Below are 25,210 nucleotides of genomic sequence, written 5' to 3' on the forward strand. Positions count from 1 at the left end.
ATGGCCCTGCGACTGGAAGTACCTCCCGAGGCGGTCACCCCGGACCCGCCCGGCACCACCCGGAACCGCCGCAACAAACCCGGCAGCTGGGGGCTGGCCCTGAAACGGGACTGGCGGCTCTACACCCTGGTGCTGCTGCCGCTGGCCTACTTCGCCGTGTTCCGCTACCTGCCCATGGCCGGCAACGTGATCGCCTTCCGGCAGTTCCAGCCCGGCGGCAGCATCTTCGGCGAGAAATGGGTGGGACTGAAATACGTCACCCTGTTCATCAACGATCCCAGCTTCTGGCAGGCGTTCCAGAACACCATCGTCCTGGGCGTGCTGACGCTGCTGTTCTGCTTCCCCATGCCCATCATCTTCGCGCTGATGCTGAACGAGCTGCGCTCGCAGAAGTTCAAGAAGTTCGTCCAGACCGTGGCGTACCTGCCGCACTTCATGTCCGTGGTGATCATCGCCGGCATGATCCTGCAGAACTTCTCCATGACCGGCACGGTCAACCAGATCGCCAACACTTTGTTCGGCACCACGGTGAACTTCACCCAGGACGCCGGCTGGTTCCGGCCCATGTACATCAGCTCCGAGGTGTGGCAGACCATGGGCTGGGGCGCCATCCTCTACCTCGCCGCGCTGACCCGCGTGGACGAATCGCTGTACGAGGCCGCCCGGATTGACGGTGCCAACCGCTGGCAACAGACCTGGCACGTGACGCTGCCGGCCATCAGGCCCACCATCATCACCCTCCTGATCCTGAACATCGGCACGTTCATGGCCGTGGGCTTCGAAAAGATCCTCCTGATCTACAACCCGCTCAACTACGCAACGTCCGATGTCATCTCCACCTACCTGTACCGGGTGGGCCTGGAGTCCAGCAACTTCAGCTACGCCGCGGCCATCGGCATGTTCGAATCCGTCATCGGCCTCACGCTGATCCTCTCCGCCAACGCCATCTCCAAGCGGCTGGCCGGAACGAGCCTGTGGTGAAAGGGCCAACCATGAAAGAAACCGGCGTCCTGCTCAAGGACATGAAGGTCTCCCGCAGCATGCGGGTGTTCCGGATGTTCAACCTGGTTTTCCTGCTGGTGGTGGTGTTCCTGACCCTCTACCCGTTCCTGAACATCATTGCCCAGAGCTTCTCCAGCGAAGGCTTCATCAACGCGGGCCAGGTCAACCTGTTCCCCATGGGGTTCAACACCGAAACGTACAAGCTGATCCTCGCCGACTCCACCTTCTGGAACAACTACGGCAACACGGTCCTGTACACGGTGGTGGCAACGGCCATCTCCATGGTCCTGACCACTAGCTTCGCCTACGCCATCGCCAAGAAGGACCTGAAGGGCCGCAGCGTGTTCATCGGCATCGCCGTGTTCACCATGTTCTTCAACGGCGGCCTCATTCCCAACTACGTGCTGATCAGCTCGCTGGGCATGCGGGACACCCTGTGGGCCGTGGTGCTGCCCAATGCCATCAGCGTCTTCAACCTGCTCATCATGAAGTCGTTCTTCGAGAACATGCCCCGGGAGCTGGAGGAAGCCGCCGCCATTGACGGCCTGACCCAGTACGGCGTGCTGTTCAAGGTGGTCCTTCCCCTGAGCAAGGCCATCGTGGCCACCATGGTGCTGTTCTACGCCGTGGCCAACTGGAACTCCTGGTTCCAGGCCTTCCTCTACCTGGACAACCCGGACCTGTTCCCGGTGACCATCTACCTGCGCAACATGATCGCCGGAGTGACCACAGCGGGTTCGGCCGGAGGCACCGCGGAAAACGTGGGCCAGATTGCGGCGAACATCCAGTCGGTCACTATCGTCCTCACCGTCATCCCCATCCTGTGCGTCTACCCCTTCGTCCAGAAGTACTTCTTTTCGGGCGTCATGCTCGGTTCCGTCAAGGAATAACCCCCTTATGAAAGGAAAACCCATGATCCGCAGACGAGAGTTCCTCGGCCTCTCCGCCCTCGCCGCCTTCGGCCTGGTGGCAGCCGGCTGTGATTCCGATTCAGATGCCAAGGTGGATACCGCCAAGGCCCGCACCGGGGCCATGGACAGCTTTGGGGTGGGGGATACGTTCAAGGCGACGGCGCCTGTAAGCTTCACCTTCCTCTTCAGCGACCAGCCCACGTACCCGTTCAAGAAGGACTGGCTGCTGTTCACCCAGATGTCCACCGCGAACAACGTCACGCTGGAACCCACCATCGTTCCCAGCAGCGACTACGAGCAGAAGCGCAGCCTGCTGATCAGCTCGGGCAACGCCCCGGAAATCATCGCCAAGACCTACCCGGGCCAGGAAAGCGCCTACGTCTCCTCCGGCGCGGTCCTGCCGGTCAGCGACTACGTGGACCTGATGCCGCACTTCCAGGACAAGGTGAAGAAGTGGAAGCTTGAGCCGGAGATCGCCGGGCTCACGCAGGAGGACGGCAAGTACTATGTGCTGCCCGGCCTGCACGAGGAGCTGTGGCCGGACTACACGCTGGCGTTCCGCACCGACATCCTGGAGAAGGAGGGGATCTCGGATCCAAAAACGTGGGACGAGTTCCGCGAGGTGCTGCGAAAACTGAAGAAGGCCTACCCGGACGTGGTGCCGTTCTCGGACAGGTTCAACGGCAACAGCGTGCTGAACATCGCCGGGAACTCGTTCGGCACGGTGGCGGGCTGGGGCCTGGTGGACGGGCTGAACTTCGATGAATCGAAGAAGGAATTCGAGTTCGCCGCCGGCACTTCCAAGTTCAAGGAACTGGTGACCTACTTCAACTCCCTGGTTTCCGAGGGCCTGATGGACCCCGAAAGCTTCACCCAGACGGACGACTCCGCCATCCAGAAGTTCACTTCCGGCAAGTCGTTCGTGATTAGCGCGAACTCGCAGAACATCATCACGTACCGCACGTCCATGGAGCAGTCGCTGGGCAAGGGCAACTTCACCGTCCGCAAGATCACCGTCCCGGGTGGCCCGGCGGGGGACGTCATCGGCGGCTCGCGGCTGGAGAACGGCATCATGCTCAACTCGTCCGTGAAGGACAAGGACACGTTCGTGGCGCTCATGCAGTACATCGACTGGCTCTTCTACAGCGATGCCGGGCAGGAGTTTGCGAAGTGGGGTGTGGAGGGAACCACCTTCACCAAGGAAGGCGGGAAGCGCGTCCTGGCGAAGGACATCAACTTCCAGGGCCTCAACCCGGCCGGCACCAAGGACCTGCGGGTGGAATACGGCTTCTCCGGCGGCAACTTCGCCTACGGCGGCACCACGGACCTGCTGCACTCCACCTTCAATGAGGAGGAGCTTGCGTTCCAGGAGGCCATGAAGAGCAAGACGCCGAAGCCGGTGTCCCCGCCGGTGCCGTTCAGCGACGTGGACCGTGAGCAGGCCACCCTGGTGCTCACCCCGCTGAAGGACCACGTCAAGCAGAACACCCTGAAGTTCATCACGGGGCAGCGGAGCCTGGGCGAGTTCGACGCCTACCTCAAGGAACTGGACAGCAAGGGCATGTCCAAGTACGTAGAGTTGGCGAACAAGGCGTACACGGCTTACGCGGACAAGAAGTAGCAAGTACGACGGCGGCGGCCAGCTTTGGCCGGCAACCGAGAGGCAGTGCGTGGTTCAGAAGAAAGCGGAGTACGGTGCCGGCCCCCTGTTCAGGGCGGCCGGCACCGTCTCCGGCGTGATGATGGGCCACGCGCTGCTGGTGCTTGCCAACGTGCCGCTGGTGGTAGCGCCGCTGCTGGGCAACTGGCTCCTGGTGCTGCTGGCCTGCCTTCCGGTTGGCCCGTCCCTGGTGGCCGCCATGTACGCGTTCAACCGGCTGCTTACCGGCCATGACACCGGGGTGTTCCGTGACTTTGTGCGCGGCTACCGGATGAACTTCGTGCAGGCCCTGATGGTGTGGCTGCCGTACCTGCTGGTGCTGGCCGTGATCACCTTGAACCTGGCCGGACTGCCGCTCATCCCCGGGGCCGGGCCCGCCGCGGAACCGGCCATCCGGGTGGCGTTGCTGGTCCTGGGGCTACTGGTGGTAACGGCGTCATTGAACGCGTTGCTGCTGCTCTCCCGCTTCACCTTCCCGGTGCGGGACATCTACCGGTTGTCGCTGTACAGCTTCGGTGCGCAGAAGCGGGTGGCGCTGGGCACCGCCGGCATCCTGTTTGTGGCTGCATTCCTGCTGCTGATGACCACCACCTACCTGATGCTGGTGGCCGCCGGGGCCCTGGTGTTCCTGGTGTGCCTCAACTCCCGGCCGCTGCTGCGGTTCATCGAGGACCGGTTCACCAAACGCTGAGGGATCCAACTGTGCCTGTAGGCTCTGGTTCGTGATTGCTCAAGTCTTAGGAGAAGGCCTTCCGCTCTTAGTAATCCACGGATTCGGCGTTGATCATCGGATCATGCTGCAGTTGGAGGACGCCATCGATGAGTCCGGATGGCAGCGGATCTATATCGACCTACCGTGGGCCGAGGGGAATGCTGACCCCAATGTCTCCAGCGCAGATCACGTCGCGCAGGGGGCTCTGGACGATATCCGTGAGTATCTTGGAGACCGGCCCTTCGCAGTGATCGGCAACTCCTTCGGAGGCATGATCGCCCGGCACGTAGCCCACGTGCTTCGGGATCAGGTTCTTGGCCTGGCTACTCTTGCGGGCGTGTACGAACCGACCCATCAGGCTCGTACACTTCCCCGCCGGCATGTTGTCCGGGAGGACCCGTCCGTCCTGGCTTTGGCTGGCCCGGTGCGCGAGGACTACGAGGAGATGACCGTCGTCCAGAGTGAGGACACTCTCGAGGCATTCACCCGGTATGTCCTTCCTGGTCTTCGCGGTGCGAACCAAACCATTCTCGAACGGGTGGCGGCGGAGTATGGGCTCTCTGTCGAACCCGAGGTGGCACACCCTGCTCCCTTTGAGGCGCCGTCGTTGCACCTTTTCGGGCGTCAGGACCATGTCACTGGCTACGAGGATGGGTGGAAACTGCGCAACCACTATGTCCGGGGCACCTATGCGGTGCTCGACGCCGCTGGCCATAACGCTCATCTCGAACGGCCGGACCTTACCGCGGCGCTGGTGAACGATTGGCTCGTACGGACCAGAGCCTCTGCCGTGTGAAGAGCCAACGTTCCGGTCCAAAGTGAGGTCATGTCTACGGCTGATGGTTTGAGAGAATCCTCTTCCGAACCTCAAACCAGTCACTCGGACCCATCTTGCCCGGGTACCGCAAAGGGATGACGCCCACTTGCCAATGATCTTCGTAAATAACTCGCCCGGGATCAGCCGACACTGAGCGCTCCCACGTGACTCCCTTCGAATTTAAGATCGACAGGAGCGGCTGCAGGCGGTCCATCATGTCCTTGGGTGCTGCGCGGAACCAAGTGACGGCACCCATGGAGTTTCCGTCAACGTAAAACGGGGGATTGGGAAGGTTCTGCTGAAACCATTGATCGGTGAGGGCATATAGAACTATCTCTTTTTCGCTAAGTCTCCCGGTCCGGCGAAGGTGATCCACCGCAACGAAAACCCCAACAGGTACACCTGTCCGCCCCACGTAGCTTGCATGAAATCGTTGGAATTCCCCCATAGGGTCATGCTGTCACGCCATACCTAAGGCAAGCGAAGGGCCCCGCCGGGGTGCCGGCCCGCTCCGCGAAAACCCTGTAAGCGACGAGATAACCCTGTGGGGACCTGGATGTGGGCGCTCCGCAAGGTGAGTGCGATCAAATCGAACCGCAATAGTAGGGTGCGGAATGAACCATACGGGCAGGCTTGTAGTCGAAGGGAGGAACCGTGATCTCAGCGCTGAACCAACTCGTGGATTTCATCGAAGAGCACCTCACCGAGGAGATCGACATCGAGGACCTGGCGGTCAGTCTCGGCACGACGGAGTACCACCTCCGCCGAATGTTCTCATCACTGGCCGGTATGCCGCTCTCTGAGTACGTCCGCAGGCGCCGCATGACGGTGGCGGCGACGGACGTTCTCGAAAGAGGCGAGCTGCTGGCAATCGCGGTGCGGTATGGCTACGGCTCGACCGAGGCTTTCAGCCGGGCATTCCGATCAGTGCACGGCGTCGGACCCAGCGACGTCCGCCGGGACGGCGGGCCCCTTCGTGCCCAACCCCAGCTCAGGTTCCGCCTGACCGTAGAAGGAAAAACCGCAATGAACACTCGCATCACAGACCGGCCGGCATTCCGGCTCATCGGCCACTCGGTCCGCGTGCCCCTTATTCACCACGGCCCAAACCCGCACATCCAAGCGCACATCGCCTCGCTACCGGCAGCAGAGCACGCCCGGCTCAAGGAACTGAGCAACACCGAACCCGAGGGCCTGCTCCAGGTGAGCGCCGACGTTGACCCTGACTACACGGAGGGGAGCGAGCTAACCTACCTCCATGGCGTCGCCGTCACCGAAAGGACGCCGGTGCACGGGGGCCTCGACGCGATCGAGGTCCCCGCAGGCACTTGGGCGGTATTCCGCGCCGAAGGGGCGTACCCGGAGGTTCTGCAGTCCACCTGGGCATCCACCGCCACCGATTGGTTCCCCTCGAATCCGTGGCGGCTGCGCCCGGGCCCGTCAATTGTGGCAGTCCTGGATCGCAGTGCCGACTTCAGCACAGCGAGCTGCGAATTGTGGCTCCCGGTAGAACGAGCCTGACAGGCCAGTCCGCGGAAGGGACAAGGTCACGCCAGCGGCGCCCCGACCAAGGATCTTTATCCGGCGATGAGCTCCTTTACCGGTCCTTCGTGCAGAGCCAGGTAGACATCGTCGCGGATCTGGTTGGCCTGTAAATCTGTCATCGTCCTGGTCAAAGGGCGAAGAACTAGCCGTATCAGCGCGTTGGCTTGTCCGTCACGAATCTGTAGCCGTTCCTGCGCTGACACCGGAAGTTCAGTACGGGGAGTGAGGGCCAGCAGTTCGACGCTTTCCAGGTCGTCTGCCTGCCCGTTCAGGGCCGTTCGGACTCGATCTCCCAGTACTTCCGCGTCCATGTCCGCGGGAACGACTATTGATATGTCGCGTCGGATTGGTGGCAGCTGGGAGACCGGCCGCCACGGTGCCAGATCAATCATCTGCTGTTCGATGCGCTTGTCCGTAGACCGGAGCAACCTGATGTCTGGGATGCCTTTACGCAGCATCAGGGCGCGGTCCAAGCCCATGCCAAGGGCTAGCCCGGACCACTTGGTGGGATCCAGGTCAGCTTGTGAGAACAGGTGCGCGGCCATGAGGCCGCATTCGGCGAGTTCGAGCCATTCCCCGTCCATGAGGACATCGATCTGCAGGCCATGCTCGGTGTAGGGGTGGACGGCAGGGACTGCGCGCCACTGGGCGCCGGGAAGCACGGCCTGGACCAGGGACGCGACCATGTCTTGAAGGTCACCGACGTCGAGGTTTGCCTGCGAGCTCACGCGCCACAGGTCTACCTGGTGCGGCGTTCCCACATGCGTGCGGTCAATGGAATCGCGTCGGTAGACAAGGCCCGGGACGGTCCACAGCTCGTCCGAGAATTCCCGGGGGTTTAGGGCTCGGAGCAGCGACGGGATAGACGCTGAGGTGTGACTGCGCAGCATGACCGTTGGGCTGATATAGCGGGAGTATCTTTGATCCCGCGTCACGTCTGATCCCTTGAATCCGAGGTGGTCGTAGTTGTCGACCACGCTGACCAGCGGGCTGTTGCGGATAATCCGTTCCGGCACATCCCATCGATTGCGGAGCGCATCAGTGACGCTTTGCAGGAGCTCCTGCATTGCATGGGGACCGCTGAGGGGATCCGAGAGGTCCCGGATGTTCAGGGCGTCATGGAGTTCATTGGGGCTGAGGTAATTGGGCATGGTGGTCCTTGGGTTTGGATATGAGTGGTGGTTTCCGCCCCCGGCTCAGATCCGGCGCCAGGACCTAGGCGCGCGCCAGTAAGCCCTCGCGACCGGAAACCGGTCGGGGGCAAGTAAATCGGCGCGTAGAAAGCATGAGGCCGAGTTTACCTCCGTCAACCGCTGGCCTGTACAACGGCTACCGGCTCACGGGAAACTGGCGCCATGCGCAAACTGGCCTTCGGCATGAACGTGAGCCTCGACGGCTACATCGCCGCGCCCGGCGACGACCTCGACTGGAGCGTCCCGAGCGACGAGCTGTTCCAGTGGTGGTCCGACAGGGTGGGGGCGACAGGCCTGGCCCTATACGGGCGCAAACTGTGGGAGGCGATGAGCTCCCACTGGCCCACCGCCGACCAGCAGCCTGGTGCCACACCGGCGCAGATCGAATACGCCCGCCGCTGGCGGGACATGCCGAAGGTCGTGTTCTCCTCGACGACCAGCACAGTTGACTGGAACACCCGCCTGTTCACGTGCGACGCGGTCACCGAGATCACCCGCCTCAAGGCCGGCGACGGCGGCTCCATGGACATCGCCGGTGCCACACTCGCCGCGGCGGCCATGCGGGCCGGGCTGATCGACGAGTACGCACTTGTCACCCATCCGGTCCTGGTGGGCGGCGGCACGCCGTTCTTCACAGCCCTGGACAACTGGGTGAACCTGAGCCTGGTGGAGACCCGGACGTTTCCCGGCGGTGCGGTCCTGACCCGGTATGAGACCAGGCGCTGAGTGCCCTACTCCGGATCAGCACGGTCTTCAGGCCACCCAAAAACCTCGTGGCGCCCTAGCAGCCTGGGCGGAACTGATTGGCTACGCAGAAGTTTCGATTCGGCGGTCCGGTCCCAGCTCAGCCCTGCCGGGTGATCCGCACCGGCGTCAGCATTTCGCGATCGAAACCCACCACGCGGCGCTCGCCGTGAAGGATGACCTCGTGGGTGTGGACGTCCTGAGTGCTGGAAGTGGCCACGTGCAGTTTCACCAGGCCGGGCGTGACCACGCGCTTCAGGTCCACACCGGTGAAGGACGTGCGGTCCGCGTGCACGGTGAACTCGACCGATGCCGAGGACCCGGCCGCCAGTTCCACCCGGGCAAAGCCGATCAGCTCCCGCACCGGCCGGACCACCTCGCCTACCGGGTCCTCCAGGTAAAGCTGCACTACCTCGGCCCCGTCAACGGCCCCGGTGTTGGTGACCGTGCAGCTCACGGTGACCGCTTCCGCCGTCGACATCGCAGGGGCGCTGGCCACGTGGTCCGAGAACCCGAAGCGCGTGTAGGAAAGCCCGTGGCCGAAGCTGAACAGCGGCGACGGGTCCAGGGCGCTGACACCGGACGGGCCGGCCAGCCGGCTGCGGAGGTAGGTGCCGGGCTGCCCGCCGGGGGTCCGCGGAACGGACACCGGCAGTTTGCCCGAAGGATTGACGACGCCGGTCAGCACGTCCCAGAGCGCCTCGCCGCCCTCCTCGCCGGGGAAGAAGCCCTGGATGATGGCCCCGGCGCGGTCCACGAAGTCACCGAGCGCGTACGGCCGGCCGCTGAGCACCACCACGATGGTGCGCGTCCCCGCAGCTTCGGCAGCAGCCAGCACCCGGTCAAGCATGCGGTGCTGGTCACCCGGGAGCCGGAGGTCGGCGGCATCGTTTCCCTCCCCGGACGTGCCGCGGCCGAAGAGGCCGGCGTTGTCGCCGACGGCGATCACGCACGTGTCCACCTCTGAGGCAATGGTGCACGCCTCCTCGATCTGTTCCACCGTGATGGCCTCGCACGTGCCGGTGGCGGCGCTGCGGACGGAGCCGAAGCGGGACGCGGCAGCGTCCGCGACGGTGGGGATCCGGATGCCCATCGGTACGTCAGGATGCGAAGCTCCCACGTGCGCGTCGAAGGAGTAGCAGCCCAGCATGGCGAAGGGGTCCTGTGCCAGCGGCCCCACCACGCCGAGTGCACCGCCCAAGGTGCCGGGCAGCGGCAGTGCGGGGCCGCCGTCGTGCGTCCTGTTGCTCAGCAGCACCAGCGACTGTGCTGCGATCTCGCGTGCCAGGGCGCGGTTCACCGCGGGGTCAAGGTTGATGGACCCGGCGGCAAGTACCGGGGGAGCGGGGTTGAAATTGGGGGACAGCAGCCCGGCCTCCTGCTTCTGGGTCAGCACGCGCCGCAGCGCGGTGTCCACCAGCTCCTCGGCAACTGCGCCCCCGCGGATCCGTTCCTCCAGGGGCTTGCCGTAGCAGTTCACCGTGGGCAGTTCCACGTCCACGCCGGCGGTGAGGGCAAGGGCAGCGGCTTCGCCCGAATCGGCGGCCACGCCGTGGGTGACGTTGAGGAAGGCAACACCGAAGTAGTCGGCCACCACCGTCCCCGCGAAGCCCCACTCATCCCGGAGCAGGGATGTGAGGAGTGCGCGGTTGGCGGCCGCCGGCACGCCGTCGGTGTCCGTGTAGGCGTGCATCAGGGACCGGGCTCCGCCGTGCTTGATGCCCAGTTCGAACGGCGGCAGCATCACATCAGCCAATTCCCGGGGGCCCATGGACACAGGGGCGTGGTTGCGGCCGGCGCGGGACGCGGAGTAGCCAACAAAGTGCTTGAGGGTTGCCACGATCCCCGCCCCCTCAAGCCCCTCAACGTAGGAGCTGGCCAGGACGCCCACCAGGTGCGGGTCCTCGCCTATGGTCTCTTCCACCCGGCCCCAGCGCAGGTCGCGCACCACGTCCAGCACAGGGGCCAGGCCCTGGTGGACGCCGAGCTGCCGCATCTGCTCCCCGATCAGCCCGGCCATCCGGCGGACTAGGGCGGGGTTGAAGGTGGCGCCCCAGGCCAGGGGCACCGGGAACGCAGTGGCTTTCCATGCAGCCAGGCCCGCGAGGCATTCCTCGTGGACCTGCGCGGGGATGCCGAAACGGGAGGCAGCCATGATCTGTTCCTGCGCGGCCGCCAGCCGGCGCGCACCCTCCAGCGGCTCCACGGGGACAGTGCCGTACATGCGGGTGATCTGGCCCAGGCCGTTGGAGATCACTTCATCCCAGGACCGGCCGTCGCCGGCCATCTCGTTCTGCAGGGGAGCCACAGAGTCGCCGTCTGTTGAGGCATTCACCCAGACGCCGGCCAGCTGTGCCAGCTTCTCTTCCAGCGTCATCTCACGGATGAGGCGTTCGACGGCGTTGCTGCCGCCAGCCGGAACGCTGTCCTGGCTTAGTGCTTGCTTCTCGGCGGCACCGCTCGTCACGGGCTTCTCCTAGGGATCGTGAACGTTTCTCTGAAACTATCAGAAACTTATTACAAGTTTCTAGGCTTCAAATCCTTGACGGCGGATCAAGATGCTCCATACGGTTGAGTGACGGCGCGGAACCAAGCTCAATCCTGTGTTCGAAACTTCGGCGATGTCCTGGAAAGTTTCGAACTGTTTACGCCAACAACATTTACTGCAACGACGGAGAGATCATGCAGACGTACAGAGTGGCCATCGTGGGAACCGGCGGGATCGCCGCGGTGCACGCGGACAACCTTGCCCGGACAGGCGGGCGGGCGGAGCTCGTGGCCGCATGCGATGTGGACCAGGGCCGGCTGGACGCCTTCGCCGGCCAGCACGGCATTGAGGGCAGATACCTCACCCTGGCCGACCTGTTGGCCGGCGCCAAACCGGACATTGTGCATCTCTGCACCCCGCCGATGTTCCACATCGACCAGGCCATCGAATGCCTGGAGGCGGGCGTCCACGTCTTGTCCGAGAAGCCGCCGGCGCTGAGCCTGGCCGACTTCGACCGCCTGGACAAAGCGCAGGCAAAGGGCGGCGCCCAGTTCTCCTGCGTCTTCCAGCACCGCTTTGGCGATGCTTCGGCGGCTGCCAGGGAACTGATCGGGGCCACAGACTTCGGCCGTCCCCTGGTGGCTCGCTGTGACACGCTCTGGTACAGGCCGGACAGCTACTGGGACCTGCCCTGGCGCGGCACCTGGAACGCCGAAGGTGGAGGACCCACCATGGGCCACGGCATCCACCAGTTCGATCTTCTCCTCCACCTGCTGGGCCCGTGGGAGGAAGTCACCGCCATCGCCGCCCGGCAGGACCGCGCGACGTCCACCGAGGACCTGTCCGCGGCGCTGGTCCGCTTCGGGAACGGCGCGGTGGCCACCATCGTCAACTCGCTGCTGTCGCCCCGCGAGACCTCGGACATCCGTATCGACTGCGAGTTCGCCACCGTGGAACTGAACCACCTCTACGGCTACAGCACCGACGACTGGACCATCACGGCCGCCCCCGGCCATGAAGAGCAGGTCAACAAGGCGTGGACCGGGCAGCCGCTGGAGCAGGGGAGCGGACACTCGGCGCAGTTCCTGGCCATGTATGACGCGCTCGACGACGGGCGCCCCCTTCCTGCCGGCGCCGACTCCGCACGGCAGACACTGGAACTCGCGGCCGCCATCTACGCCTCGGCTTTCACCGGCACCCCGGTCCGGCGCGGCGACATCGTCCCCGGCCACCCCTTCTACGCCGGCATGGACGGCGAGGGACTGGGGGCCGAAGTGCTGGATGCCACCGCCCTCCGCGCCGCCCGCGCCTGACCACCCGCAACATTCAAGGAGACTTTTCAATGACCACCCCCGCAGCCACCACAACCCGCAGGCTGAGCGTCCTGGACGACGGCGCCGCCCTCAGCTTCACCGCCAACGGCCGGACCATAGCCACCTACACCTACAGGCCCACCGACGCCCAGTACGAAAGCCCCCGGCCGTTCTTCCACCCGCTGACAACCCTGGACGGCGACGAGGTCACCATTTCGCGTCCGTGGGACCACGTCTGGCATAAGGGCCTGTCCTGGGCCTTGCCCAACGTGGGAAAGCACAACTTCTGGGGCGGCGCCACCTACACGCGCGCCACCGAGTACGCCAACCTGGAGAACAACGGCGCCATGACCCACCAGGCATTCGCTTCGGTGGAGGAAACCGAAGCCGGGATCACGGCGTCGGAATCCCTGACCTGGACGTCCCAGGAGGGGGAACCTGTCATCGCGGAGAACCGCCGTTTCAGCATCCAGCTCCTGGACGCCGAAGGTACGGAGGGCGCGTATGCCATCCTGTTCGAATCCGAAATGAGCAACATTTCCGGGGAAACCATCACCATCGGAAGCCCCACCACCGAGGGCCGGGACAATGCCGGCTACGGCGGACTGTTCTGGCGCGGCCCGCGGTCCTTCACCGGAGGGGAGTTCCGCAGCCCGGAGGGGGCCGGCGGTGACGAGTTCATGGGAACCCGTTCACCATGGATCGCCTTCACCGGGAAGCATGACGACACGTGCCGGTCCTCCAGCATCCTCTTCACGGAGGACGGTGCCAACCCCGGCGCTCCCACCCAGTGGTTCGCCAGGTCCTCGATGTTCGCGTGCCTGGGCTCGGCGCCTTTCTTCAGCCAGGAGGTGCCGCTGGAGGAAGGCTCACCGCTGACCTTCCGCTACGCCGTGGTGATTGCCGACGGCGCGGTGGACGGGACGCGCGCCGCCGCACTGGCCGGAGCGGCGCAGCAGGCACTGGAAAGCTGGGCATAGCCGTGGGATCCACTTTCCCCGGTGCCACCGGGCTTTCCGAGGTCACCATCTATGACTGGCCGGGCGCGGACGGCTGCGCCGGCGGGTCACCGCACATGCACACCGCCTCCACCGAGGCGTACGTGGTGCTGGAAGGGGCGGGCCGGCTGGAGACGCTGAACTCTGACGGCTTCACCTCATCGCCGCTGGAGCCGGGAGTGGTGCTGTGGTTCACCCCCGGAACGGTGCACCGTGCCATCAACGATTCCGGCACCCTCAAGGTCCTGGTGGTGATGCAGAATGCCGGGCTGCCGGAAAACGGGGACGCCGTCATGACGTTCCCGCCGGAGCACCTCGCGGACGCCGCAGCGTACGGCAGGGCCGCGGCCCTGGAGATTAAGGATGCCGACGCCGGCCTGGCCGAGGGGGAGGAAGCGGCCCGCCGTCGTCGTGACCTGGCGCTGGAAGGCTACCTTGCGCTGAAGGCTGCGGTGATTGAGTCCGGGTCCACGGCACTGGCGGACTTCCATGCCGCGGCCGCCCGGCTGGTGGCTCCCAGGACCGCAGCGTGGGCCGACGTCCTGGCCGGCGGCGCAGCGGAGCAGGCGGAGACTACGCGGCAGCAACTGGCTTCTCTGGACGCGGCGGAAAGTTTCTACCTGGGCAAGGCGCGGACTACCATGGGGCAACGGAAGAACCGCAGGTTTTACGGCATGTGCGGCCGGATCCAGACGTGGGAACTTTCCGATAGCTGACCCGGGCGCTGTCCCGGATGAAAGGACGGCTTGGTGAGCAAGCAGGAAACGGGACGTGCCACGATCAGTGAGATTGCGCGCGAGGCCGGGGTCTCCGTTCCGACTGTTTCGAAGGTGCTGAACGGGCACGCCCATGTGGCGGCGGAGACCCGGGCGCGGGTGGAGGAGATCATTGCTCGGCGGGACTACGCCCGCCGCCCGGCCAAGCGGCGCCAGAAGGCCGGGCTGGTGGACCTGGTGTTCCCGGGAATGGGCTCGGAATGGGCACTGGAAATCATCGAGGGCGTTGAGCGCGTGGCACAGCTTGCCGGCTACGGCACGGTGGTGAGCAGCCTCAGCCTGGACGGCTCGCGCATCCGGCCCTGGCTGGCGAACGTTGCGGAGCGGAAATCGGACGGCCTGCTGATGGCGGTCTACCAGCTGGACGCCAAACAGATCCAGCGGATCAAATCGCTGGGCATCCCGGTGGTGCTGATCGATCCCGTGGGCCAGCCCGGCCCGGACCTGATGACGGTGGGCGCGGCCAACTGGGACGGCGGATACTCGGCCACGCAGCACCTGCTGCAGCTGGGGCACAAGCGGATCGGCATGATCGGCGGCCGTGAGGACCTGCAGTGCAGCAGCGCGCGCGAGGATGGCTACAGCTCTGCCCTGCGCCGGGCGGGGATTGCGGTGGATCCTGCCCTGATGGTTCCCGGCGACTTCTCCATCGAGTCCGGGGAGGCCGCCACCCGCAAGCTGCTGCAGCTGGAGGACAGGCCCACCGCGATCTTCACGGGCAACGACGACCAGGCCCTGGGTGCCTACCGGGCGGCGCGCGCCGCCGGACTGAGCATCCCCGAAGACCTGGCCATTGTGGGTTTTGACGACATCCCCGCGGCCGAATGGGTGGAGCCGGGGCTGACCACGGTCCGCCAGCCCGTGGTGCAGATGGCCGAGACAGCCATGCGCGCCCTGCTCCGCCACCTGGACGGGGACGAGGAGCTGCCCCAGCGGATCGAGCTGGGGACCGAGCTGGTGGTGCGCGGCTCCACGGCTCCTCCGCGCAAGGGCTAGCCGGTCCCGGCGGGCATGCCGGCCAGGGAGCCGAGCTCGGCTGTTGTGGGCGGGTTGGCGCCCGGCCGGGAACACGTGATGGCGGCCGCCCTGTTCGCGTAGGCGGCCAGGGCCTGCAGTTCCCCGGGGGAGAGGCGGTGCAGGCGTGTCCTGCCGTCGCCGCCCAGCGCGCCCAGCTGCCCCAGGCCGGAGACCAGTGCCGCCATGAAGGAATCGCCGGCACCCACGGTGTCTGCCACGGTAACGGGTTCCGCCGGCATCTCAACACGCCCTTGCCGGGTCAGGATCACGGGCCCGTCCGCGCCGCGCGTCAGTGCAACCAGTGCCGGTCCCAGGTCCAGCCAGGCGGCCAGCGACTCATCCGGGGTCCTGTCCGGATACAGCCAGCGCAGGTCCTCGTCGCTGGCTTTGACGATGTCGCTCACGGACACGAAGCCTTCAATGTCCTGCCGGGCGGCGTCGGCGTCGCCGCTGATGGCCGGCCGGCAGTTGGGATCGAAGCTGACGGTGGCATGGGGCCGGGCAGCATCCACCAGCCGGCGAACCGTCTGGTTGCCCGGAGCCAGGACGGCGGCGATGGATCCGGTATGGACATGGAGTGAGCTTTCCACCGCCGCCAGGGCCGGGATGGAGGCGCCGCTGATGTCCCAGCCAATGGAGAACGTGTATTCCGCGGCGCCGTTCCCGTCCAGGGACGCCGCCGCGGACGACGTCGGCAGGGAACCTCCCACAATCGCCTCCACGTTGTTGCCGCCCAGATGGTCAGCGATCAGCAGGCCGTGGGGATCGTCGGCGTAGTGCGTCACGAGCGTGGTTGCCAGACCGAGACGGGCAACACCTATGGCGACATTGAGGGGACTGCCGCCGGGATGTCCCTGCGTGCGACCCACCTCGCGTGGATCGCTGATGATGTCGACCAGGGATTCGCCGATGACGGTGATCATGGTCAGCGGCCCGGGTAGACGACGGCCTTGAGCTGGCCGGGCTGCTTGCCTGCCTTGAGTGCCTCTTCGGACTCGGCGAGGGCGAACCGGCCCGTGACCAGGATGTCCAGGTCCACTTTCCCATCAGCGATCAGCTGGATGGCCAACGGCCAGGTGTTGGTATAGCGGAACACACCGGAGAGCCAGATCTCCCGGTTCTGGATGTACGAGACCGGCAGTTCGACGTCGTCTGCGCCGAGCCCCACCAGGATCACGCGGCCGGCCGGGGCCACCGCCTTGATCCCGGAACGGACCGCCTGCGGTGCGCCGGACGCGTCAATGAACGCATCGACGTCGAGCCCTTCCACGCTGTCCGTCCTGGCGTTGAGCGCGTGCGTGGCGCCGTGTTCCAGGGCGAAGGCCAGCCGGTCCTCGGCGATGTCGCTGATGTAGATCTCCGTGGCGCCGAAGGCCCGGGCGGCCTGGGCGGCGATGATGCCGATGGGCCCGGCGCCCGCGATCAGGACCCGGCTGCCTGGCTTGATCTCCGCGCGCTCGCAGGCCCAAAGCCCCACGGAGAGCGGCTCGATCAGGGCTGCCGCCTCGTCACTGACGCTGTCCGGGATGTCGTAGGCGAAGTCGCTCTGGATGCTCACGTATTCGGCGAACGCGCCGTCGATCGGCGGGGTGGCGTAGAACTCGATGTCCGGGCAGAGGTTATACCTGCCGGCCTTGCACTGTTTGCATGTGCGGCAGGGGCGCTGGGGTTCGACGGCGACCCGCCGGCCGACGCGCGCGGGGTCGACGGCGCTGCCGACGGCGGCGATCCGGCCGGAAAGTTCGTGGCCCAGGACCAGCGGGTGGTCCACGATGTAGGGGCCGATCCTGCCGTGTTCGTAGTAGTGCACGTCGCTGCCGCAGACGCCCACGGCGGCGACCTGCACCAGGACCTGGTCAGGGTCGAGCTGCGGGAGGGGCAGGGTTTCCATGGCCATGTCGCCCTGGCTTTTGAGGATGTTCGCGCGCATGGTGGCGGGCAGTTCCTGCTGCTGGGCGCGCACGGTCTGGGTGGTGGGTGTTGTCATCGCAGTAATCCTTGAACAGAGTTTGATGGAGTGTTGGCGCGGGCTATTTCACTGCTTGCTATTTCACGGCGCCGAGGGAGAGGCCCTGGACGAGTTTGTCCTGGGCGGCGAAGCCCGCGAACAGCACAGGGAGGGAGATCACGACGGCGGCGGCGCAGACCTGGGCGAGGAAGAGACCCTGGCCGGAGACGAAGCCGGTGAGGAACACCGGTGCTGTGCCGGCAACTACGCCGGTGAGGACGCGGGCCAGGAGCAGTTCGTTCCAGCTGAAGATGAAGCAGATCAGGGCGGTGGCGGCGATGCCGGGCATGGCTACCGGGGCGATGATTTTGCGGAGGATGAGCAGCAGGTTGGCGCCGTCGATCTGTGCCGCCTCGAGCATTTCTTCGGGCACCTCGGCGAGGAAGGAGCGCATCATCCAGACGGCGATGGGCAGGTTCATGGAGGTGTACATCAGGATCAGAAACCAGATGTTGTCCAAGGCCCCGACCGTCCGGGCGAAAAGGTACAGCGGCAGGATCGCTGCCACCACGGGCATCATCTTGGTGGAGAGGAAAAAGAACATCACGTCTGTCCACTTCTTCACCGGCCGGATGGAGAGCGCGTACGCGGCCGGGAATGCCAGGAGCAGCACCAGGACAGTGGACAGGACAGAGGCGGTGGCGGAGTTGATCAGTGACGGCCAGGGGCTGACGCCGGATGTTTCGCCGAAGAATTCCCGGTAGGCATCCAGGGTGAGGTTCGCGGCGATGGACGGCGGGTTGGTTGCGGCGTCCGTTTCGGAGTGGAACGAGGTGAGGATCATCCACAGGACCGGGACTGCGAAGAGCAGCGCGAGCAGCCAGGCTGCGATGCCGGCGGCGGTGTTGTTGCGGGTGGGGTCCATCCGTGCCTTGCCGCGGCGGCGTGGCGCGCGGCCGGTGTTCAGTGCGGTGGGCGATGTGGAACGGGCAGGGCCTGAGCTTTGTGGTGCAGCGGGGGTGAGGGTGCTCATCGTGCTGCCTCCTTCTTGAAGAGTGAAAAGACGGTGCGGAGGGCGAACGTGGCCACGATGATGGTGCCGATGACCACCACAACACCGGCGGCGGACGCCAGGCCGTATTCGTTGGCGAAGTAGAACGTCTGGTAGATCGCGTAGGGCAGGTTGGCTGTGCCCAGTCCGCCGGCGGTGAGGGTGAAGACGGCGTCGAAGTTCTGCACGATGTAGATCGCGCCCAGGAGTCCGCCGAGCTCCAGGTACTGGCGCAGGTGCGGCAGGGTCAGGTGCCGGAAGATCCCCCAGGGTGTGGCGCCGTCCATCTGGGCAGCCTCCACGGTGTCCATGGGGCGTGACTGCAGCCCGGCGAGCAGGATGAGCATCATGAACGGTGTCCATTGCCACACCAGGGAGAGGATCACGGCCATCATGGGTGCCTGGGAAAGCAGGTCCAGTTGCGGCGCCGCGGCGCTGCCGAAGAGTGACCAGACCCAGGTGAGGACGCCGTTGATCAGCCCGTAGGTGGGGTTGAGCAGGGCGTGCTTCCAGATCAGGGCCGCTGCCACGGGAACCACCAGGAACGGGGCGATCAGCAGGGTCCGTGCCAGGCCGCGGCCGATGAACTTCTTGTCCAGCAGCAGGGCCAGTCCCAGGCCGATGAGCAGGCTGATCAGCACCACGGAGACGGTGAGGAGGATGGTGGTGAAGATCGCCTGGCGCAGGTCAGGGTCGGTCAGGACCGTGGCGTAGTTTTCCAGGCCTGCGAAGGCTGTTTTGTCCGGGCTGAGGCTGTTCCAGTTCATGAACGAGATGATCAGGGTCGCCACGAACGGAAGTTGCGTGACCAGGATCAGGAAGACCAAGGCCGGCATCAGTGGTGCCCGCCGCGCCCATGCCAGGGCTCGTTCGCGCGACTTCGCTTCTCGTGATGGGGTGGCTGCATTGTGTCCCGGGCGGGAGATGCGCGCCGTTGCGGTAGTCATGATGTTCTCCTGCGTTTCGGTTAGGGCTGCTTGTACTTGTTGCCGACCTTTTGGGCGGCTTCCTGGCCCTTGGCCAGCGCGTCAGCCACGCTGCCTTGGCCGGCGATGGCGGAACTGACACCCTGGGACACGTTGGTGCCGAGGGCTGCGAATTCGGGGATACCGACGAACTGGATCCCGACGGCGGGGCGTTCCTGCGCGCCGGGGTTTTTGGGGTCGGCGTTCTCGATGGCGAAGCGCTCGGCTTCGAAGAACGGCGCTGCCTTCTGGAACTCGGCGTTCTCGTAGGTGGAAATACGCTTGCCGGACGGAACCTTTGCCCAGCCGAGCTCGGACGCCACGAGCTCCTCGTAGTCCTTGGAACTTGCCCAGGCAATGAACTTCTCGGCAGCGTCCTGCTTCCTGGACGCAGCCTGCATGGCCCAGGACCAGGTCCACAACCAGCCGGAAGATGCGGTTTCCTTCACCGGTGCCTGGGCGTAGCCGATCTTGCCCTTGACCGGGGAGTCCTCAGCTTCCAGGGCGCCTGCGGCGGAGGTTGCGTCGTACCACATAGCCACGTTGCTCTGGCTCATGTTGTTAAGACATTCGGTGAACCCGGCCTGCGCGGCTCCTGCTTCACCATGCTCGCGGACCAGCTTGGTGTAAAACTCCACAGCTTCGGTGAATTCCGGGGAGTTGACCTGGGCATTCCAGTCCTTGTCGAACCAGGTCCCGCCGAAGGTGTTCACCACGGTGGTCAGGGGTGCGAAGACCTGGCCCCAGCCCGGCTGGCCGCGCAGGCAGATGCCCTTCATGCCCGGTTCCGCGCCGTCCACCTTCGCGGCGATGTCCGCCACCTCGTCCCAGGTGGGCTTTGCCGGCATGGTCAGGCCCTCGGCGTCCAGGATGTCCTTGCGGTACATCAGGAACGAAGACTCACCGTAGAACGGTTCGCCGTAGAGCTTGCCGTCTTCACCGGTGAGCGACGCCGTATAGGCCGGCAGGATGTCTTCCTGGTCAAACCCGGGATCCGCAGCAACATCATCCAGCGGAGCAAGCCAGCCGTTCGCGGAATAGAAGGGAATCTCATAGTTGGACAGGGAGGCGACGTCGTACTGGCCGGCCTGGCTGGAGAATTCCTGGCTGATCTTGGCCCGCACGTCATTCTCCGGCAGGATCGTGTAGTTGACCCTGATCCCGGTTTCCTTGGTGAAGTTCTCCGCGGTAAGCCGCTGCAGATCCTCCATCTGCGGGTTGTTGACCATCAGGACACTGATGCTGTTCGGGTCTCCGGCGGAATTGCCACCGCCGGCACCTGCACAGGCCGAGGCGCTCAGCGCGACACACAAAGCGCCGGCGGCCAGGGTCGCAGCACGCATTTTTGGGCGCATTAAGGACTCCTTTGTTCTTCAGGGGTGCACAGTCACCGCACCCGACTGCCACGTCGGGGTACTGGACCTGGGCGAGGGCCATCCACCGGAGATCCCGGTGTTCCTCGCTGATGTAGTTCAAGGTTAGGCCTGGGGCGCAGGCCACAACTAGCGTCCTGCTTGCCAATTTCTGATACTTATTTTCCGGACAGCACGGCGGATCAGGCGCTACTCTGGGACCGGGACCGCCCACGCCTGTCCATACTTCATAAACCCACACACCTACGGAGCACCACGATGACCGCCGCGGATACTGCTGACGGAGCCACGGCAAGGCTGGCCGAACGCCTGCTGGGGATGCGGGCGAACCGGGAGGTCATCCCGCCGGACCCCAACCATTCAGTCCGGTGGCACCAGCACAGCTACCCCAGCCCGGTGGCACGGTGGAACTACCATCCCGAGTACGAGATCCACTTGATCCGCAAGGGCACGGGAAAGTTCATCGTCGGAGACCATATCGGCACGTTCGAGGCCGGCCATGTCGCTCTGGTGGGTTCCGGCCTGCCGCACGACTGGGTCAGCGACCTCGAGCCCGGCGAGGTGCTCGAGAACCGGGACGCCGTGATCCAGTTCGACGGTAAGTGGGTTGAGCAGGCGGCGGCCTTGGTTCCCGAACTCGCCGAGGTGAGGCCGCTGCTGGAGCAGTCCCAGCGGGGGATCGAATTCCTGGGCCGTTCAGCGGAGGAGGCGGCGGCGGCCATCGAGGCGATGGGGGAAACCTCCGGCCTGGCCCGGCTCCAGCACCTCTTTGAGCTGTTCGGGGTTCTGGTCCGGGCGCCGCAGGAAGACCGGCGCTACCTGGCGGAGGAGTGGTTCCGCCCGCAGCTGGACGGCCAGGCTGCCGCCGTCGTCGATCTTGTCCTGGAGTACGTTTTCAGCAACCACGCCGGCACCGTCAAGATGGCCGAGGCAGCGGCACTGGTGGGTATGCCCGAACCCACCTTTTCCAAGTACTTCAAACGCGCCACCGGCCAGAATTTCAGCGATCTTGTGCGCAAGCTCCGCCTGGCCCACGCCCGGCGCCTGCTGGAGCGGACGGACAAGGCAATTTCGGACATCTGCTACGAAGTGGGCTTCTCCAACCTGTCCAACTTCAACCGGCACTTCCTGAACGATGCCGGGGAAACGCCGCGGAACTACCGCCAGCGCGTTCAAAGCTGACGGCGGCGGCCCGGCAGCAGGTCTGTTGCCCGTGACCCAGCCCCCATAGGGTGGGGCCATGGCTGATACATTCGCGTCCCTGATTGAAGCATTCAAGAACATTGGCGTCTCTAAGGCGTACGGTGCCCCGGTCCAGGTCGGAGGGGAAGAGGTCATTCCAGTGGCGCTGGTGTCTTTCGGGTTTGGCGGAGGCGGCGAAGCCGGGCCGGACGGTGCCTCCGGCGGCGGGGGAGGCGGAATGGTGCTGCCGCTTGGTGTGTACCGGAACGTCGGCGGGCAGGTGTCCTTCCGGCCCAATACCGTGGTGGCACTGTTTTGCCTGGTGCCAGTCATTTCGGTCGTCGGGGCGGCGGTGCGTAAGGCGATCCGGGCCGCGAAAGCGTAGCGGGAAAACCCGGCGCACCGGGCTGCGCACCGAGGCCCTGGGTCGGTGCGCGGGGACCGCCCCTGCGCGCTGACGCCGGGCGTTACTGCGCCAGACTGCAGCGCAAGGGAACTGCCGTGGCGCTGGAACCGGCCGTCCCGCCGTCGTACGCCCGGGTCTAGACTGGCCGCATGGGTGACGTTGACGATTCCCTTGCCGCCTTGCCTGAACCTGAACGCGGCTGCCTGCAGCGCGTTATCGCGGCCGCGCGGCGCATTGTCCCCGAGGCCGAGGAGGGCCGCAGCTACGGGATGCCCGCCTTGAAGCTGGACGGCAAGCCGCTGATCGGGGTGGCGGCGGCAGCCAAGCACCTGTCCATCTTCCCGTTCTCGCCAGAGGTGGTGGACGCCGTCGCGCCCAGGCTTGAGGGCTTCTCCCTGTCCAAGGGCACCGTCCGGTTCACGCCTGGCCATCCCGTCCCCGATGACGTGGTGGAGGAGATGGTCCGGCTCCGCCTGGCCGAGATCCGAAAGTAACCCAGGGTCCCTGCGGCCCCAAGGAATAAGAGCAGGAAGGGAACCGTGAAAACCAACGAACTGTTGCTCGACGCCTTTGGCCGGGTCCGCGAGACCGTGGAGGCCACCCTTGAAGGGCTCGACGGCGCGGCGCTGGCCCTGCGGCCGGGCGGCACCGGCAATTCGATCGCCTGGCTCGTCTGGCACCTGGGCCGCGTGGAGGACGTGCAGGTGGCGGACGTCGCCGGCCGCGAACAGGTGTGGACGGCGCAGGATTTTGTGGGCCGCTTCGGCCTGCCGCTCACTGCCAACGACACCGGGTACGGCCATTCCAGCGAGCAAGTGGACGCCGTGCGCGCTGAGCCGGGACTGCTGCTGGAGTACTACGACGCCGTCCACCGGCAGAGCGTGGAGTTTCTAAAGACTCTAAGTGACGGTGACCTTGACCGGATCGTCGACACCCGCTGGGACCCGCCCGTCACCCTCGGTGTGCGGCTGGTCAGCACCCTCGCGGACTGCCTGCAGCACGTGGGGCAGGCGGCGTACGCCAAGGGACTGAAGACGCTGCAGGGCCGGTAAAAATCCCCTATTTCCGTGGGCGCATTTCGGTTCCATAATGGCTTCGTAGGCTTCGGGGACCCTGGCGCCATTGATGGCTGGCGGGGCACGCAGAGTTCCAGGTGGCCGCCCCGGCAGTGGCGCGAAGGGCGGCCAGGCGTTTCCCTGACCGCCAGGTCCGGGCAGCGCAACCGGGGGAGAGCAGCCGCCATTACGGCAGACAATGCACTAAGGAATCACCATGCTCAAAGATTCAGCAATTATGGCTGTCCTTCCCGCAAAGGACATCAACAGGGCCAAGGATTTCTACCGGGACAAGCTGGGGCTGGAACCCTCCGAAACCATCGAGGACAGCCTGATGTACCGCTGCGGCAACGGAACCAGCTTCCTCATTTACCAGACCGACAACGCCGGCTCTGCCAAGAACACCCAGATGGGCTGGGAGACGGACAACCTCGAACGCGAGATGGAGGAGCTGCGCGGCCGAGGCGTCACTTTTGAAGACTACGATTTCCCCGGCCTGAAGACGGAGAACGGCGTGTCCACCGACTCATTCGGCAAGGGCGCCTGGTTCCTGGACAGCGAGGGAAACATCCTCAACATCGCCCAGCGCGCGTAGTCCGGGGGGCGGTTCCCGAAGGAGGATTACGACGGCGGCACGCGCCGCCGTCGGCCGCCGCACCGTGGTGTGGAGGGCTTTTGTTCGCAGTGTTACACGAAATATCAAGGCGGGATCAAGACGGAATCAAAGTTGCCTCAGGCTTCCCGCAGTTTCCGCATTACCGGTTCTGCCGGGAAATAGGCTCCTCACCATAACCACTTGTGGCTAAGCAAAGGCCCGGCGTGCTGCCGGGCCTTTGCTTGTTGGGGGACAACATCAATGACGAACAATCGGTCCGGGCTCGAGCCTGTCCAGCCGGCTCCGGGTCCCGGACCGGGGCCAGCACGGCGGCCGCCGCGGAAGTCCGGCGCCATCGCCCTGGGGGTCTCCTTGGCATTCTTCGTTGCCGGTGCTGCTTCACTGCCGGCGGCTTTCTCCGGAGGCCTGGCGCCGGTCGCCGTGCGGACCCCGGCTGCGGCGGCCACCTCCACAGCCAACACTGCCCCCTCAGCCATGCAGGCGCCGTCGTCCGCTCCACCAGTCCTGGACACCGGCGTGCCGCTGGATCCCGAGACCGCTGCCGTGGTGCCGCCGGTCGCCGCGCAAGCTCCAAACCCGCAGCCTGCCTTCGCCGCCACAGCGTCGGAGCTGCTGGCCACCCTTCCCATCAAGGGCCGCGCCCCCAAGACCGGCTATGACCGTGCCCTGTTCGGGCAGGCCTGGGCGGACGTGGACCGGAAAGGCTGCGACACCCGGAATGACATTCTCCAGCGTGACCTGACGGGTATCACATTCACAAACAGTGTCCCCTGCAAGGTGAAGTCCGGGACGCTGGCGGACCCCTACACGGCGACGTTCATCAACTTCCTGCGGGGGAGCGGGACCAGCAGCAAGGTCCAGATTGACCACGTGGTTGCGCTCAGCGACGCCTGGCAAAAGGGTGCACAGCAGCTCACCGCCGAGAAGCGGACGGCGTTTGCCAACGATCCGCTGAACCTTCAGGCGACGGACGGGCCCACCAACCAGAAGAAGGGCGACGGCGACGCCGCCACCTGGCTGCCGCCGAACAAGGGGTTCCGGTGCGAGTACGTTGCCCGGCAGATTTCGGTGAAGGCGGCGTACGGTCTTTGGGTCACCCAGGCCGAGCATGACGCGATGTCGCGGATCCTCGCTGGCTGCGCCGGCCAACTGGCGCCGGCAAAGCAGGCTCCTGCCGCCCCGGCGCCGGCACCTGAAGTTGCTCCGGCCGAGCCTGCACCGGAGGCGGCACCCGCACCGGCGGTTGTGCCACCGGCTCCCGCGGCTCCTGCACCGGTGGTGCCCGCGCCTGCTCCTGCGGCCCCGGCACCTGCTGCGTACTACGCCAACTGTGCCGCTGCCCGGGCCGCCGGCGCCGCGCCGCTGTTCACCGGGCAGGCCGGCTACCGGGCAGGGCTGGACCGCGATTCGGACGGCGTTGCCTGCGAAAGCTGACCCA

General features: G+C 65.5%; 24 protein-coding genes. 17 read left to right on the forward strand and 7 right to left on the reverse strand.

Features of this window, described 5'->3' with window-relative positions:
- The 6 genes from ABRP28_RS00510 to ABRP28_RS00535 all read left to right on the forward strand — a co-directional run bounded on the left by ABRP28_RS00510 (position 1) and on the right by ABRP28_RS00535 (position 6,623).
- Positions 1-981 carry an ABC transporter permease subunit gene (locus tag ABRP28_RS00510; RefSeq protein WP_350003901.1) on the forward strand — a complete coding sequence of 327 codons (981 nt, stop codon included), beginning with the start codon at positions 1-3 and terminating at the stop codon, positions 979-981.
- Between the two features lie 11 nt (positions 982-992).
- Entirely contained in the window at positions 993-1,892 is a 900-nt protein-coding gene (locus ABRP28_RS00515) for a carbohydrate ABC transporter permease (RefSeq protein ID WP_350003900.1), read from the forward strand.
- Between the two features lie 7 nt (positions 1,893-1,899).
- Positions 1,900-3,534 carry an extracellular solute-binding protein gene (locus ABRP28_RS00520; RefSeq protein ID WP_374152902.1) on the forward strand — a complete coding sequence of 545 codons (1,635 nt, stop codon included), beginning with the start codon at positions 1,900-1,902 and terminating at the stop codon, positions 3,532-3,534.
- Between the two features lie 49 nt (positions 3,535-3,583).
- Complete coding sequence (locus ABRP28_RS00525) at positions 3,584-4,264, forward strand: YesL family protein (RefSeq protein WP_350003898.1); 681 nt, start codon at positions 3,584-3,586, stop codon at positions 4,262-4,264.
- Between the two features lie 31 nt (positions 4,265-4,295).
- Positions 4,296-5,081, forward strand: a complete 786-nt coding sequence (locus tag ABRP28_RS00530) for an alpha/beta hydrolase (protein ID WP_350003897.1) — start codon at positions 4,296-4,298, stop codon at positions 5,079-5,081.
- 675 nt (positions 5,082-5,756) lie between these two features.
- Positions 5,757-6,623, forward strand: coding sequence for an AraC family transcriptional regulator (locus ABRP28_RS00535; protein WP_350003896.1), 867 nt, complete (start codon positions 5,757-5,759; stop codon positions 6,621-6,623).
- Between the two features lie 56 nt (positions 6,624-6,679).
- Here ABRP28_RS00535 and ABRP28_RS00540 read toward each other — a convergent pair whose 3' ends face one another.
- Positions 6,680-7,798 (reverse strand): hypothetical protein, encoded by a 1,119-nt coding sequence (locus ABRP28_RS00540; protein ID WP_350003895.1) that lies wholly within the window; start codon positions 7,796-7,798, stop codon positions 6,680-6,682.
- A gap of 204 nt (positions 7,799-8,002) precedes the next feature.
- Here ABRP28_RS00540 and ABRP28_RS00545 point away from each other — a divergent pair, with 204 nt between their 5' ends.
- The gene (locus ABRP28_RS00545; RefSeq protein ID WP_350003894.1) at positions 8,003-8,566 is read left to right on the forward strand and encodes a dihydrofolate reductase family protein; all 564 of its coding nucleotides are present in this window, start codon (positions 8,003-8,005) and stop codon (positions 8,564-8,566) included.
- A 118-nt stretch (positions 8,567-8,684) separates the two neighbouring features.
- On the opposite strand, the gene ABRP28_RS00550 is transcribed toward ABRP28_RS00545, so the two are convergent.
- Positions 8,685-11,051 carry a glycoside hydrolase family 3 N-terminal domain-containing protein gene (locus ABRP28_RS00550; RefSeq protein ID WP_350003893.1) on the reverse strand — a complete coding sequence of 789 codons (2,367 nt, stop codon included), beginning with the start codon at positions 11,049-11,051 and terminating at the stop codon, positions 8,685-8,687.
- A gap of 215 nt (positions 11,052-11,266) precedes the next feature.
- On the opposite strand from ABRP28_RS00550, the gene ABRP28_RS00555 reads away from it, so the two are divergent.
- Genes ABRP28_RS00555 through ABRP28_RS00570 form a run of 4 tightly spaced genes read left to right on the forward strand, consistent with a single transcriptional unit; the run spans position 11,267 to position 15,155 of the window.
- Entirely contained in the window at positions 11,267-12,385 is a 1,119-nt protein-coding gene (locus ABRP28_RS00555) for a Gfo/Idh/MocA family oxidoreductase (RefSeq protein ID WP_350003892.1), read from the forward strand.
- A gap of 29 nt (positions 12,386-12,414) precedes the next feature.
- Entirely contained in the window at positions 12,415-13,365 is a 951-nt protein-coding gene (locus ABRP28_RS00560; RefSeq protein WP_350003891.1) for a PmoA family protein, read from the forward strand.
- A 2-nt stretch (positions 13,366-13,367) separates the two neighbouring features.
- Positions 13,368-14,099, forward strand: coding sequence for a cupin domain-containing protein (locus ABRP28_RS00565; protein ID WP_350003890.1), 732 nt, complete (start codon positions 13,368-13,370; stop codon positions 14,097-14,099).
- Between the two features lie 30 nt (positions 14,100-14,129).
- Positions 14,130-15,155: a LacI family DNA-binding transcriptional regulator gene (locus tag ABRP28_RS00570; RefSeq protein ID WP_350003889.1), complete on the forward strand. Its 1,026-nt coding sequence runs from the start codon at positions 14,130-14,132 to the stop codon at positions 15,153-15,155.
- Here ABRP28_RS00570 and ABRP28_RS00575 read toward each other — a convergent pair.
- From ABRP28_RS00575 to ABRP28_RS00595, 5 genes are read right to left on the reverse strand one after another with little or no spacing between them, the layout of a single operon-like run.
- On the reverse strand, positions 15,152-16,099 hold the full coding sequence (locus ABRP28_RS00575; RefSeq protein ID WP_350003888.1) for a carbohydrate kinase: 948 nt from the start codon (positions 16,097-16,099) through the stop codon (positions 15,152-15,154). The genes ABRP28_RS00570 and ABRP28_RS00575 overlap by 4 nt on opposite strands.
- A gap of 2 nt (positions 16,100-16,101) precedes the next feature.
- Entirely contained in the window at positions 16,102-17,163 is a 1,062-nt protein-coding gene (locus ABRP28_RS00580; RefSeq protein WP_350003887.1) for an NAD(P)-dependent alcohol dehydrogenase, read from the reverse strand.
- Between the two features lie 58 nt (positions 17,164-17,221).
- Positions 17,222-18,157, reverse strand: coding sequence for a carbohydrate ABC transporter permease (locus ABRP28_RS00585; protein ID WP_350003886.1), 936 nt, complete (start codon positions 18,155-18,157; stop codon positions 17,222-17,224).
- Positions 18,154-19,122, reverse strand: coding sequence for a sugar ABC transporter permease (locus ABRP28_RS00590; RefSeq protein ID WP_350003885.1), 969 nt, complete (start codon positions 19,120-19,122; stop codon positions 18,154-18,156). Before ABRP28_RS00590 ends, ABRP28_RS00585 begins: the two co-directional genes overlap by 4 nt.
- 20 nt (positions 19,123-19,142) lie before the next feature.
- Entirely contained in the window at positions 19,143-20,495 is a 1,353-nt protein-coding gene (locus ABRP28_RS00595) for a sugar ABC transporter substrate-binding protein (protein ID WP_350003884.1), read from the reverse strand.
- Positions 20,496-20,771: 276 nt separating this feature from the next.
- Between ABRP28_RS00595 and ABRP28_RS00600 the strand changes: the two genes are divergently transcribed.
- From ABRP28_RS00600 to ABRP28_RS00625, 6 genes are all read left to right on the forward strand, one after another.
- Positions 20,772-21,695 (forward strand): AraC family transcriptional regulator, encoded by a 924-nt coding sequence (locus ABRP28_RS00600; RefSeq protein ID WP_231455538.1) that lies wholly within the window; start codon positions 20,772-20,774, stop codon positions 21,693-21,695.
- Positions 21,696-21,753: 58 nt separating this feature from the next.
- Complete coding sequence (locus ABRP28_RS00605) at positions 21,754-22,080, forward strand: hypothetical protein (RefSeq protein WP_350003883.1); 327 nt, start codon at positions 21,754-21,756, stop codon at positions 22,078-22,080.
- A gap of 170 nt (positions 22,081-22,250) precedes the next feature.
- On the forward strand, positions 22,251-22,595 hold the full coding sequence (locus ABRP28_RS00610; protein WP_350003882.1) for a DUF1801 domain-containing protein: 345 nt from the start codon (positions 22,251-22,253) through the stop codon (positions 22,593-22,595).
- A gap of 45 nt (positions 22,596-22,640) precedes the next feature.
- A complete protein-coding gene (locus ABRP28_RS00615) occupies positions 22,641-23,153 on the forward strand; it encodes a DinB family protein (RefSeq protein WP_350003881.1) in 513 nt (170 codons plus the stop codon).
- 220 nt (positions 23,154-23,373) lie between these two features.
- Positions 23,374-23,751, forward strand: coding sequence for a VOC family protein (locus ABRP28_RS00620; RefSeq protein ID WP_188811287.1), 378 nt, complete (start codon positions 23,374-23,376; stop codon positions 23,749-23,751).
- Between the two features lie 261 nt (positions 23,752-24,012).
- Entirely contained in the window at positions 24,013-25,206 is a 1,194-nt protein-coding gene (locus tag ABRP28_RS00625; RefSeq protein ID WP_350003880.1) for a DUF1524 domain-containing protein, read from the forward strand.
- Positions 25,207-25,210 lie beyond the last annotated feature (4 nt).

The organism is Pseudarthrobacter sp. WHRI 8279 (assembly GCF_040224115.2).
Classification (GTDB): domain Bacteria; phylum Actinomycetota; class Actinomycetes; order Actinomycetales; family Micrococcaceae; genus Arthrobacter.

Bases quoted from the DNA above. Each gene is read 5' to 3' on its own strand.
- ABRP28_RS00540 (WP_350003895.1), bottom strand. From the start codon at position 7,798: ATGCCCAATTACCTCAGCCCCAATGAACTCCATGACGCCCTGAACATC.
- ABRP28_RS00620 (WP_188811287.1), top strand. From the start codon at position 23,374: ATGCTCAAAGATTCAGCAATTATGGCTGTCCTTCCCGCAAAGGACATC.
- ABRP28_RS00520 (WP_374152902.1), top strand. From the start codon at position 1,900: ATGAAAGGAAAACCCATGATCCGCAGACGAGAGTTCCTCGGCCTCTCC.
- ABRP28_RS00560 (WP_350003891.1), top strand. From the start codon at position 12,415: ATGACCACCCCCGCAGCCACCACAACCCGCAGGCTGAGCGTCCTGGAC.
- ABRP28_RS00595 (WP_350003884.1), bottom strand. From the start codon at position 20,495: ATGCGCCCAAAAATGCGTGCTGCGACCCTGGCCGCCGGCGCTTTGTGT.
- ABRP28_RS00605 (WP_350003883.1), top strand. From the start codon at position 21,754: ATGGCTGATACATTCGCGTCCCTGATTGAAGCATTCAAGAACATTGGC.
- ABRP28_RS00555 (WP_350003892.1), top strand. From the start codon at position 11,267: ATGCAGACGTACAGAGTGGCCATCGTGGGAACCGGCGGGATCGCCGCG.
- ABRP28_RS00575 (WP_350003888.1), bottom strand. From the start codon at position 16,099: ATGATCACCGTCATCGGCGAATCCCTGGTCGACATCATCAGCGATCCA.
- ABRP28_RS00600 (WP_231455538.1), top strand. From the start codon at position 20,772: ATGACCGCCGCGGATACTGCTGACGGAGCCACGGCAAGGCTGGCCGAA.
- ABRP28_RS00515 (WP_350003900.1), top strand. From the start codon at position 993: ATGAAAGAAACCGGCGTCCTGCTCAAGGACATGAAGGTCTCCCGCAGC.
- ABRP28_RS00610 (WP_350003882.1), top strand. From the start codon at position 22,251: ATGGGTGACGTTGACGATTCCCTTGCCGCCTTGCCTGAACCTGAACGC.
- ABRP28_RS00625 (WP_350003880.1), top strand. From the start codon at position 24,013: ATGACGAACAATCGGTCCGGGCTCGAGCCTGTCCAGCCGGCTCCGGGT.
- ABRP28_RS00580 (WP_350003887.1), bottom strand. From the start codon at position 17,163: ATGACAACACCCACCACCCAGACCGTGCGCGCCCAGCAGCAGGAACTG.
- ABRP28_RS00510 (WP_350003901.1), top strand. From the start codon at position 1: ATGGCCCTGCGACTGGAAGTACCTCCCGAGGCGGTCACCCCGGACCCG.
- ABRP28_RS00545 (WP_350003894.1), top strand. From the start codon at position 8,003: ATGCGCAAACTGGCCTTCGGCATGAACGTGAGCCTCGACGGCTACATC.
- ABRP28_RS00585 (WP_350003886.1), bottom strand. From the start codon at position 18,157: ATGAGCACCCTCACCCCCGCTGCACCACAAAGCTCAGGCCCTGCCCGT.
- ABRP28_RS00590 (WP_350003885.1), bottom strand. From the start codon at position 19,122: ATGACTACCGCAACGGCGCGCATCTCCCGCCCGGGACACAATGCAGCC.